Origin of the sequence: Paenibacillus koleovorans NBRC 103111, from assembly GCF_004000845.1 — a bacterium.
In the GTDB taxonomy this organism is placed as follows: domain Bacteria; phylum Bacillota; class Bacilli; order Paenibacillales; family NBRC-103111; genus Paenibacillus_AA; species Paenibacillus_AA koleovorans.
Map to the genome: position 1 here is coordinate 1 of NZ_BIMA01000178.1, position 10066 is coordinate 10066.

General features: G+C 55.8%; 12 protein-coding genes and 1 tRNA gene. 5 read left to right on the forward strand and 8 right to left on the reverse strand.

Features of this window, described 5'->3' with window-relative positions:
- Positions 1 to 223: 223 nt before the first annotated feature.
- Genes PKO02S_RS30475 through ychF form a run of 3 tightly spaced genes read right to left on the reverse strand, consistent with a single transcriptional unit; the run spans position 224 to position 3438 of the window.
- The gene (locus PKO02S_RS30475; protein WP_127588799.1) at positions 224 to 1231 is read right to left on the reverse strand and encodes a N5-glutamine methyltransferase family protein; all 1008 of its coding nucleotides are present in this window, start codon (positions 1229 to 1231) and stop codon (positions 224 to 226) included.
- Positions 1228 to 2301, reverse strand: a complete 1074-nt coding sequence (gene prfA, locus PKO02S_RS30480) for a peptide chain release factor 1 (protein WP_127588801.1) — start codon at positions 2299 to 2301, stop codon at positions 1228 to 1230. Before prfA ends, PKO02S_RS30475 begins: the two co-directional genes overlap by 4 nt.
- 36 nt (positions 2302 to 2337) lie before the next feature.
- Positions 2338 to 3438, reverse strand: a complete 1101-nt coding sequence (gene ychF / locus PKO02S_RS30485; RefSeq protein ID WP_127588803.1) for a redox-regulated ATPase YchF — start codon at positions 3436 to 3438, stop codon at positions 2338 to 2340.
- A 187-nt stretch (positions 3439 to 3625) separates the two neighbouring features.
- On the opposite strand from ychF, the gene PKO02S_RS30490 reads away from it, so the two are divergent.
- The 3 genes from PKO02S_RS30490 (at position 3626) to tadA (ending at position 5890) form a co-directional block, all read left to right on the forward strand.
- Positions 3626 to 3856, forward strand: coding sequence for a YuzF family protein (locus tag PKO02S_RS30490; RefSeq protein ID WP_127588805.1), 231 nt, complete (start codon positions 3626 to 3628; stop codon positions 3854 to 3856).
- Positions 3857 to 3876: 20 nt separating this feature from the next.
- Complete coding sequence (locus PKO02S_RS30495) at positions 3877 to 4791, forward strand: manganese catalase family protein (protein WP_127588807.1); 915 nt, start codon at positions 3877 to 3879, stop codon at positions 4789 to 4791.
- Between the two features lie 637 nt (positions 4792 to 5428).
- Complete coding sequence (gene tadA / locus PKO02S_RS30500; RefSeq protein WP_174819976.1) at positions 5429 to 5890, forward strand: tRNA adenosine(34) deaminase TadA; 462 nt, start codon at positions 5429 to 5431, stop codon at positions 5888 to 5890.
- A 34-nt stretch (positions 5891 to 5924) separates the two neighbouring features.
- On the opposite strand, the gene PKO02S_RS30505 is transcribed toward tadA, so the two are convergent.
- A complete protein-coding gene (locus PKO02S_RS30505) occupies positions 5925 to 6611 on the reverse strand; it encodes a Crp/Fnr family transcriptional regulator (protein WP_127588811.1) in 687 nt (228 codons plus the stop codon).
- Positions 6612 to 6638: 27 nt separating this feature from the next.
- Positions 6639 to 7709: an HD-GYP domain-containing protein gene (locus PKO02S_RS30510; RefSeq protein ID WP_164821786.1), complete on the reverse strand. Its 1071-nt coding sequence runs from the start codon at positions 7707 to 7709 to the stop codon at positions 6639 to 6641.
- 303 nt (positions 7710 to 8012) lie between these two features.
- On the opposite strand from PKO02S_RS30510, the gene PKO02S_RS30515 reads away from it, so the two are divergent.
- Positions 8013 to 8090, forward strand: a tRNA-Arg gene (locus PKO02S_RS30515).
- A 129-nt stretch (positions 8091 to 8219) separates the two neighbouring features.
- On the forward strand, positions 8220 to 8999 hold the full coding sequence (locus tag PKO02S_RS30520; protein WP_127588815.1) for an alpha/beta fold hydrolase: 780 nt from the start codon (positions 8220 to 8222) through the stop codon (positions 8997 to 8999).
- Between the two features lie 289 nt (positions 9000 to 9288).
- On the opposite strand, the gene PKO02S_RS30525 is transcribed toward PKO02S_RS30520, so the two are convergent.
- From PKO02S_RS30525 to PKO02S_RS30530, 3 genes are read right to left on the reverse strand one after another with little or no spacing between them, the layout of a single operon-like run.
- Positions 9289 to 9435 (reverse strand): small acid-soluble spore protein P, encoded by a 147-nt coding sequence (locus PKO02S_RS30525; protein ID WP_127588817.1) that lies wholly within the window; start codon positions 9433 to 9435, stop codon positions 9289 to 9291.
- 27 nt (positions 9436 to 9462) lie between these two features.
- The gene (locus PKO02S_RS32660; protein WP_164821787.1) at positions 9463 to 9609 is read right to left on the reverse strand and encodes a hypothetical protein; all 147 of its coding nucleotides are present in this window, start codon (positions 9607 to 9609) and stop codon (positions 9463 to 9465) included.
- Positions 9610 to 9623: 14 nt separating this feature from the next.
- On the reverse strand, positions 9624 to 9968 hold the full coding sequence (locus PKO02S_RS30530) for a hypothetical protein (protein WP_127588819.1): 345 nt from the start codon (positions 9966 to 9968) through the stop codon (positions 9624 to 9626).
- Between the last annotated feature and the right edge of the window lie 98 nt (positions 9969 to 10066).

Below are 10066 nucleotides of genomic sequence, written 5' to 3' on the forward strand. Positions count from 1 at the left end.
GGGGCTACAGAGAGTATACCATACTTCACTGGAATATAGTTACATTATTTAAGGAACGATCTACTAGTAAATTCTATAACGCTATCTACTCTCATTACTACGCCAACGCCTACAGATACATCCCGGCTAGAATTACACATCATCAACGCACGCACCCGCTATGCTGGACGCAACAACGCAACGGCAATCACGCCGCTACTCGTAGCGATCCGCCCATCACTACCTACCGACGCACCGCCACCACATGCCGCTCGATACCGGCCAAATCCTTCACCACGCGAATCTCGCCCCAGTGACCGACGCGATCCAGCATCATCGCCACCGCTCGAGCTTGTCCGCTGCCTACCTCCAGCCCGACGAGCTGCGGCGGCCGCACAAGCGAACCCAGCTGCTCCGCCAGCCGGCGGTACAGCACGAGCCCATCCGGCCCGCCGTCCAGCGCCAGCCGAGGCTCAAAATCCTTCACTTGCACATCGAGCTCCTCGATCACCTTCGTCTCGATGTACGGCGGGTTGGACACCACCACATCCAGCTCCACGCCAGGTAGACCACCAGTACCGCCTACTCCTGCACCTGCACTTACACTTGCACCAGTTGCACTTGCACTTGTATCTGCAACTACACCTGCACCTGCACTTGCCCCAGCTCCACCAGAGCCGCCGCCAGCATCCCCCGCCTGCCCCGCCATCAGCGGCCCCAGCAGGTCGCCGTGGTGGAACACCACCCGCTCCGCCACGCCATGGCGGGCGGCATTGCCCCGCGCCACCTGCAGCGCAGCCGACGACAGATCAACGGCATGCACCCGCCACGCCGGGCGCTGCACCGCGACCGCGACGGCGATCGCGCCGCTGCCCGTACCGATGTCGGCGGCCGTCACCGGCGCGCCGTCGCCCCACAGCTCCCGCCCGACCGACACGATCTGCTCCACGAGCAGCTCGGTCTCCGGGCGGGGAATCAACACCGCGCGTTCCACGTGGAACGCAAGACCATAAAACTCCTGCTCGCCGGTAATATACTGCACCGGCTCGCCGGACGCTCGTCGAGCGAGGTAGCGCTCCCAGGCAAGCTCATGCTCCTCCGGGAACGGCTCGCTCCAGCGGAAGAGCAGCTCCGTCCGCCTCATACCGAGCACGTAACCCAGCAACAGCTCCGCCTGGAGCTTATTCTCCTCAACCCCATGCCGCCCTAAAAAAAGAGAAGCCCGCATATAGGCTTCACGAATCGTCGTCATGCTTGCTCCCCTTTTTCCAACAGCTCGGATTGGGCTTCCAGCGTCAAAGTGGAGATGATCTCCCCCATGTCGCCGTTCAACACTTGGTCCAGCTTATGCAGCGTCAAGCCGACGCGATGATCGGTTACCCGGCTCTGCGGGAAGTTGTACGTCCGGATTCGCTCGCTGCGATCCCCCGTGCCGACCTTGCTCTTCCGCTCGTTGCCGTATTTCGCATCCTCTTCCTGCTTCATCATGTCGTAGATACGGGCGCGAAGAACCTGCAACGCTTTCTCCTTGTTGGAGTTCTGCGATTTCCCGTCCTGACACGTCGCCACGATGCCCGTAGGCACATGCGTCACGCGGACCGCCGACTTCGTCGTGTTGACGGACTGGCCGCCCGCACCGCTCGAGCAGAACGTGTCCACTCGAATATCGGACTCGCGGATATCGATCTCCACTTCCTCCGCCTCGGGCATCACAACCACCGTCGACGTCGAAGTATGAATCCGGCCGCCCGACTCCGTAACCGGAATACGTTGCACCCGGTGCGCGCCGCTCTCGAACTTCAGCTTGCTGTAAGCGCCCTTGCCCGAGATCATGAAGATGATTTCCTTGAAGCCGCCCAGATCGTTCAGGTTCGCTTCGAGGATCTCCGTCTTCCACCCTTGGGTATCCGCGAAGCGCGTATACATCCGGTACAGATCGGCCGCGAACAGGGCCGCTTCGTCACCGCCGGCCGCCCCGCGAATTTCCACAATCACGTTCTTGTCGTCGTTCGGATCCTTCGGCAGCATGAGCACGCGAATCGTCTCTTCCAGCTCCGCCTTCCGCTCCGTCAGTTCGTCCAGCTCCATCTTCACGAGCTCGCGCATCTCATCGTCCAGCTTCTCGTTCTGCATCGCCTTGGCCGCTTCGTACTGCTCCATCACGCTCTTGTACTCGCTATAGGCCTGGAAGGAATCATGCAGATCGGACTGCTCCTTCGAATATTCGCGCAGCCGCTTCGAATCGTTCACGACATCGGGATCGCACAGCAGCTCGCTCAGCTTCTCATATCGGTCGGCCAGTGCCTGTAAACGGTCCAACATCGCTTCCACCTCCTATATCAATATCCCTTACTCTATTTATACGTTAAACCGGAAGTGCATGACATCGCCGTCGCGCACCTCGTATTCTTTGCCTTCCAAGCGGAGCAAGCCTTTCTCTTTCGCCGCATTCATCGACCCGCTGCCAACCAGATCGTGGTAAGCCACAACCTCGGCACGGATAAAGCCCCGCTCGAAGTCCGTGTGGATCACGCCCGCTGCCTGAGGAGCCTTCATTCCCTTGCGGATCGTCCAAGCGCGCACTTCCTGCACGCCGGCCGTGAAATACGTATACAGGCCAAGCAGCTTGTACGCCGCGCGAATCAATCGGTTCAACCCGGACTCGGCAAGCCCCAGCTCCGCCAGGAACATCTCCTTGTCCTCGCCCTCCAGCTCGGCGATCTCCGACTCCACCTTGGCGCTGATCGGCACGACCTCGGCGCCTTCTTCCGCCGCGAACTCTCGAACGATTTTCACATACGGATTATCGTCCGCATTAGCCGCCTCGGACTCCGCCACATTCGCCGCGTACAGCACCGGCTTCATCGTGAGCAGATGCAGGTCGCGAATGAGCAGCTTCTCTTCGTCCGTCAGCTCTACCGATCGGGCCGGCTTGTCGTTGTACAACGCTTCCTTCACCCGCTCCAGGCAATCCACTTCCTGCGCGTACTTCTTGTCCCCGCCCTTCATATTCTTGCGGGAGCGGTCGATGCGCTTCTCAACCGACTCGATGTCGGCCAGGATCAGTTCGAGGTTGATCGTCGCAATATCGTTCAGCGGATCCACCTTGCCGGATACATGCGTAATGTTCTCGTCCTGGAAGCAGCGCACGACGTGGACGATGGCGTCTACCTCGCGGATATGAGCCAGAAATTTATTGCCCAAGCCTTCGCCCTTGCTCGCGCCCTTCACCAAGCCGGCAATGTCGACGAATTCGAACGCCGTAGGCACGACCCGGTTCGGAACTACAATCTCAGTCAGCTTCTGCAGCCGATCGTCCGGCACTTCCACGACGCCCACATTCGGATCGATCGTACAGAACGGATAGTTCGCCATCTCGGCTCCCGCCTGGGTAATCGCGTTGAATAGGGTCGACTTGCCTACGTTCGGCAGTCCTACTACACCGCATGACAATGCCATCTATATGCACACTCCTTGAATGTCAATGGTTAACCTTTTCATTATACACGAGATCCGCGAGCCTGTCATTGTCCTACTAGAATTCCCAACCCGGAGGAACTCCAACCGTAGAGGCTTAGGACATTCCTCCCTCCTCATACACTACTTACGAAGAACACCCATCCTCTCTGCAAAGGAGGTCTACCCCATGAATAACGCTTCCTCCCCGCAAACGCAAACCGTCTTCCAGTGGGATCCTTACGTCGTGCAGACGCTCCAGGGCGTGTTAGGCCGGCAAATCGTCGTCGAAACGGTGCGCGGCATCGTTCGCGGCCAATTGAAGGAAGTGAAGCCCGACCATATCGTCGTCCATCAGCCGTCCGGAGACAGCACGTTCTATGTCCGCATTCAACAAATCATCTGGGTGATGCCCGAATAACCGCGAGGAGGCGAACCGGCTTGTTCAAACGGATCAATCGCTTGGCCATCGAGCTGCCCAAGCCCCAGTATGCGGATCCCAATGCGGCGGCGGCCGTGCAGGAGCTGCTGGGCGGCAAATTCGGCGAGATGTCCACCCTGAACAATTACATGTACCAGTCCTTCAACTTTCGCGAGAAAAAGAAATTCAAACCGTTCTACGATCTCGTAGCGAGTATCACCGCAGAAGAGTTCGGCCATGTCGAGCTTGTCGCCAATACGATCAATCTGATGCTGTCCGGCACGACGTACCCCGGCGACTCCAATGCGGCACCTCTGCAAAATGCCAAGGACCTGCGCAATACATACCACTTTATCGCAACCGCGCAAACGGCTCTGCCGGGCGACTCCATGGGCAAGGCCTGGACCGGCGACTACGTGTTCAACAGCGGCAACCTTATCCTGGACCTGCTTCACAACTTCTTCCTCGAGTGCGGCGCCCGGACACATAAGATGCGCGTGTACGAGATGACGAACCACCCGGTCGCGCGCCAGATGATCGGCTACCTGCTCGTCCGAGGCGGCGTACATGTGCTCGCCTACGCAAAGGCGCTGGAGATCGCCACCGGCGTCGACGTGAAGCGGCTGCTTCCGATTCCGAACCTGTCGAACTCCAGCTTCGACGCCGCCCGTCCATACGAGGCTATGGGGCTCGGACGCAAGCTGTTCACATTCAGCGAAGAGGATTACCGGGACATCGACAAGATCTGGAAAGGGATCGATCCGGAATCCGGACTGCCGCTCGAGGTCGTCATCGGCATCCCCGAGGGAGGCCCGATCCCCGATCTCGAAGGACTCCCCGAGGAGTACGCTCCCGGCATCTCGCATGAGGATTTCCTCGAGATCGCCAAACGACTGCAAGCGTCCGCCCACATCCCCGTCTCCGACCAAAAGTAAAACATCCCGGGTTGCCCTACCAGAGGCGACCCGGGATGTCTTCATTTCTATTTTATATTAGCTTAAACCAATCGTTAGCCGCCTTGATCATCTCCGCGCCGCTTGCAGCTTGCCAAGCTTCTGGACGTTCTTCGTGCTGTGTACCGTCTTGACATGCGTCGGCGCGGTCAGCGTTCGGTCGGATGCGACTTGCAGCGTGTATTGCAGACTGGCGTTGATGGCCGATATTGGTAAAACGATGACATCTTGCGTTTATCCACAAGTTATCCACGAAATTTGCTATTTTATCCTCAGGTTTGTCGGGCTCTTCCACATCTCAACAGATTTTATCCACAGAATTCGAGGTTTCAGCAGTAAGGGGCCGGGCGTTCCTAAGCCGTTCCTGACGCTGTCATCCGTTTCTTGCTATTCCCGGGGGCATCCTCTACAATAAAACGGAAGTCCGTGCCGGGTGAAATGCTAGTGATTTGGAAAATCGGCTAGAGTTAGCGTTTGTCGTTATCCCCATGTGCATAGAGGTTATCGACATGATTCGCTAAGTTGTGCACAGCTTTATCCACAGAGTGTTAACAACAGAATGAACGTTCGGGATAAGTTCCCTTATTGAGATAGGAACATGTGGAGACTGGAGGCCGGGATGGACGAGCATCAACGATGGATGTTGGAGGCGATTGCGGAGGCGCGTAAGGCGGAGGCTTTGCGGGAGGTGCCGATTGGGGCGGTCGTCGTGAAAAATGGGGAGATCATCGGGCGGGGCCATAATTTGCGGGAAACGACGTTCGACCCGACCGCTCATGCGGAAATGATCGCGATTCGTCAGGCGAGCGAGCAGCTTGGGGCATGGCGGCTGCTCGATTGTACACTCTACGTGACGCTGGAGCCTTGCCCGATGTGTGCCGGTGCGCTTGTGCAGTCGCGGCTCGATACGCTTGTGTACGGGACGACCGATCCGAAGGCCGGCTGCGTCGGCACCTTGATGAACCTCGTGCAAGAGGAACGGTTCAACCATCGGGTGAATGTGGTGTCCGGCGTGCTGCAGGAGGAATGCGCCCAACTGCTGACCGGCTTTTTCCGAGGCTTGCGGGGCAAATCGAATTAAGGCCAAAAAAGAACCGCTGAGAAGGCGGTTCTTGTCATTGCGGCACTTTTTTCTTCAGCGTCGGCATGTCAATCACCGTGATCATCTTGTTGTCCACGGAGATGACCCCCTCGTCTTGCAGCTCCTGGAGCACCTTCGTCACCGACTCCCGCACGGTCCCTACCATATTGGCAATTTCCTGATGAGTCAGCTTCACGCTAATTTGCATTTGCCCCTGCTTCAGCTCCCCATGGTCCAGCGACAGCTGGAGCACCGTCTTCAGAATGCGCGTCCGCACATCCAGGAACGTCAAATCATGAATTTGCTCGTTCGCTTTCCTCAGCCGGTTCATCGTCACTTCGAGCAGCTTCATGCACAAGGACGGCGCCTTCTCCATACACTCGTAGAAGGTCGCCCGGTTTAGCGTATACAGCACGCTCGGCTCCAGCGTCTCGGCATTCGCCGAACGGGTGAACCCTCTCTGGACGAGCGACATCTCGCCGAAGAAATCTCCCGCACGGAACAAAGCCAGCGTAATCTGCTTCGTGTTGTCGATCCGATAAATTTTGATCGTCCCCGATTTGATCAGGAACAGATCGTCGCCGGAATCGCCTTCGAAGAAAATAATCGCGTTTTTCTTGTATTTGCGCTCCATGAACAGAGAGGAAATCATCGCCAGCTCTTCATCTCTCAGGTGCTGGAACAACGGGACGTTGCGAACCAAAGTTACAATCTCTTTCATTGCCGATATCCTTTTCTGGAGAAGATTTTACTTGTTGCCAACCGCTTCTCCTACCCGGAAAATCATCACGTTCAGATGGCGAGCCAAATCGATCTCGTAGGGCTGCTTCAGCTGCTCGCCATAAGGATTGCGCAGTACCCGGATCACCGGTCTGTGCTTGAAGTCCTTGTTCACCTTCGAGACGATCCCCGTCTCCCCGGAGCTCAGCTCCACGCTTAACCCGAGCGGGAACAACGCGACTCGGTTGCGGAACTGGCGGACCTTATTAATATCATATAGTGTTCCGGCGCCGCCGTACAGTACCTCAATCGCCTGATGCGGCAAAATCGCTTCCCGGTGCGCTCTGGGATGCGTCAGCGAGTCGTACGTATCGATCAAGCCGATCCACTGGGCGAACGGGTGGATCTCATCGCCCTTCAAGCCGTGCGGGTACCCGCTCCCGTTGATCCGTTCGTGATGCTGCATCGCGCAATGGGCCACCGTAATCGGAATGCCGGGCTCCTCTTTAAGCAGTTTGAACCCGTATTCCGTATGCTTCTTGATCTCGGCATATTCGAACGGCGTGAGCGTCGTCTTCTTGGTCAGAATCTCGCGCGGCACTTTCAGGTTGCCGATATCGTGGAGAAGCGCGGCTAAGCTGAACGTATCGAGGTCTTCCCCGGTATATCCCTCTATCATCCCCAGTTTGGTCGCGTAGACGCATACGTTCATCGCCTTCTGGATGAAATGCTGGTCGAACACATTCGACTGAAACACGTTCATATTCATCAAGCTGATCGTATCATGGTGATGCAAGTCGCTGACCACCAGATCTACGCTCTTGGAGCACAACTTATATAGCTGACCGTTGCCGGTTTTTGGATCATAGCTTGTGCTGGCTACCCGATCAAGAATGTGCACTAGTGTATTGCGCAGGTTGACACGGGTTTCTTCACGAATCAGGTCCTCGATGATGATATCCTCGGTGTTCGAATCTTCAATGTGCAAGTATTCAATGCCCATCTTCTGCAGCTTGTTGATCACGTTCTGCGTCAGCTCATACTGATAGCCGACCAGAATTTGACCTTCGCTGTTGAAGATCGGTTTGCCTAATCTCATGCCTGGAACGCACATATGAGTAGGAATTAGGCGCATGGCAAGTAGTCCTTTCTCCTCGCAAGCTGAGGGTGTCAACCTGCTTATTTCCTAACAAACTTCATTATCCCATAGTGGGCTTGTAAGCTCTGTGTATTATTTTACAAAAAATCCGTGAACTTTGACACCTCTTTTTTGCTGCCGATCGCTAACTTTTTCCATAGCTTGTCCGGCGGGATGAGTCTAAAGACCCTATTGGCAGCGAAAGGAAATTCATTGACCTCTCTTTTTTCCCTCCGGAAGATGTGCTATAATGTAAATCGCTGCGTCCCCGTAGCTCAGCTGGATAGAGCGATAGTTTCCTAAACTATGCGTCGCGGGTTCGAGTCCCGCCGCGGGACGCCATTTTGAAACGCACTTGTAAAAGCTCTGTACAGCAGGGCTTTTTTATTTTTGCTTTTCTTGGTTAAGAAGGGCATACTGTGGGTATTCCATATCAGAGATGTAGATTGGACAAGGAAGGATGGAACTGACATGACGGAACGCGTACAGCTTGCATACGAAGAAAAGGGAATGGGGCGGCCGGTGGTGCTGCTTCACGGATTTTGCGGGAGCACCCGCTACTGGGACCGCGTTGTGCCTCTATTGAGCGATTCCTTTCGGGTGATTACGGTGGATTTGAGAGGGCATGGACGTTCGGAGGTTCCCGACTCGCCATATACCATCGAAGCCATGGCGGATGATGTAGCCGGCTTGCTGACGTCCCTGCAGTTGGATCAGCCCCCGGTGCTGCTAGGCCATTCCTTGGGCGGTTATGTGACGCTAGCGGTGGCGGAGAACGTTGCCGCTTCCCTCGGTGCCTACGGCTTGATTCACTCTACCGCCTATCCGGATGCCGAGCAGGCCAAGGCGAATCGGGACAAGACAATCGCCGCCATTCGCGATCAAGGCATGGTCCCGTTCATTGACGGGTTGATTCCGAAGCTGTTTGCCCCGGCTCATGTGGAATCGATGGGCGACCACGTTCAAGCGGCTAAGGTGATCGGCTATGCGACTGCCCCCCAAGGTGCTATGCATACGGCTGCCGCTATGCGGGATCGCCCGGATCGCAATCATGTCCTGCTCCAGGAAAATCTGCCTGTGCTACTGGTTGCCGGCGAGCAGGATCAGTTGATCCCCGTAGGGAAAACCTTTTCGGTTCAAGGCGTTCACCTTACTCCGGTGCGGATTCCTGAAGCCGGCCATATGAGCATGTATGAGGCGCCTGAAGCGCTTGCCGATGCCATAAAAACCTTTGTCGAGCAGCTTGCCTAGCGTAAGAAAAAAGGACCCTTTCGGGTCCTTTTTCGACGGTGGAGTTTTTTGGGATTTCCTAACCTATTCTTCAGAACCTCGGACCACTGCTGTCAGCCAGCAATGTATGTGTTACAAACACCCTAACGTGCGTTTGGCACATCCCTCCGTTTCTTCAGTAAGAGGTAGTACACTCACTTAGTGGATATTCTGCTGAATCGTTCAACGGAACCACACCTCGCTTCGCACCGTCGATTGTATTATGTGCACATTGCCGTTCCCTATACATACGATCGGGAAAAGATTTGCGTTACCCTTCTCCGTTGTTATGTCGCGTATGGTTGGCTTGCTTTGTTTTCTTCGATCCGGACAAGGGCTGTTGGCCACCCTGGTTTTTGTCGCTGCCGTTTCGCTGCCCTGTCGGGGGACTTACAGCTTGCGGGATATTTTTCGGCATACGCTTCCTTCCTCCTCCTGCCTGGGTTTACTTGTCGTGGTTCAGCGCGTCCTGATGGCGGCGGTCATTCGTATCCTGCTGCCACTGCTGCGCTTGATGGCTGGTTGCCGGCGTTTTCTGCAGGTCTTTTACGACGTTGCCCAAGTTTTTGTCCGGCCCTTTGCGCTTGCTCATTCGACATCCCTCCGCTACATGTGGGTTACGCTATGAAGTGTCTGTGCACACTCGTGGATGTGTCGCACATAGTCTTCGACCAGCTGTTGAATCGTTTCGTTGCGCTCATCCACGGTCTTATCGGCTTTCTCCACATCGATCAGGTCCACTCGCACTTCCCGGGTATCCATATACGTCACGCCGAAGTCAAAAGAGTACATGGAATGGCCCGCCGACGCAATATGGATTTGCATCGAATGCTTGTGCTCGCCTGGGTGTACCTCGAACTTATCCGAATCATGCAGAACGCCTGGCAAGGCCGATTGCCAAGCCTCAATCAATTGCTCCTGGCTCAGGGACAGCGAATCCGATTTGCTCATTAGAGTACCACCTCCTTCTAGCTTAACATGCGGCAGGTTTCCCCCTTTTATTCCAGATGAAAAAGCACAAAAAAAGCCATGCGGCGCATGACTTTGTT

Coding starts and splice junctions, on each gene's coding strand:
- prfA (WP_127588801.1), bottom strand. CDS start 2,301: ATGTTGGACCGTTTACAGGCACTGGCCGACCGATATGAGAAGCTGAGC.
- PKO02S_RS30525 (WP_127588817.1), bottom strand. CDS start 9,435: ATGCCGAAAAATATCCCGCAAGCTGTAAGTCCCCCGACAGGGCAGCGA.
- PKO02S_RS30510 (WP_164821786.1), bottom strand. CDS start 7,709: ATGAGATTAGGCAAACCGATCTTCAACAGCGAAGGTCAAATTCTGGTC.
- PKO02S_RS32660 (WP_164821787.1), bottom strand. CDS start 9,609: ATGAGCAAGCGCAAAGGGCCGGACAAAAACTTGGGCAACGTCGTAAAA.
- ychF (WP_127588803.1), bottom strand. CDS start 3,438: ATGGCATTGTCATGCGGTGTAGTAGGACTGCCGAACGTAGGCAAGTCG.
- PKO02S_RS30520 (WP_127588815.1), top strand. CDS start 8,220: ATGACGGAACGCGTACAGCTTGCATACGAAGAAAAGGGAATGGGGCGG.
- PKO02S_RS30505 (WP_127588811.1), bottom strand. CDS start 6,611: ATGAAAGAGATTGTAACTTTGGTTCGCAACGTCCCGTTGTTCCAGCAC.
- tadA (WP_174819976.1), top strand. CDS start 5,429: ATGGACGAGCATCAACGATGGATGTTGGAGGCGATTGCGGAGGCGCGT.
- PKO02S_RS30530 (WP_127588819.1), bottom strand. CDS start 9,968: ATGAGCAAATCGGATTCGCTGTCCCTGAGCCAGGAGCAATTGATTGAG.
- PKO02S_RS30490 (WP_127588805.1), top strand. CDS start 3,626: ATGAATAACGCTTCCTCCCCGCAAACGCAAACCGTCTTCCAGTGGGAT.
- PKO02S_RS30475 (WP_127588799.1), bottom strand. CDS start 1,231: ATGACGACGATTCGTGAAGCCTATATGCGGGCTTCTCTTTTTTTAGGG.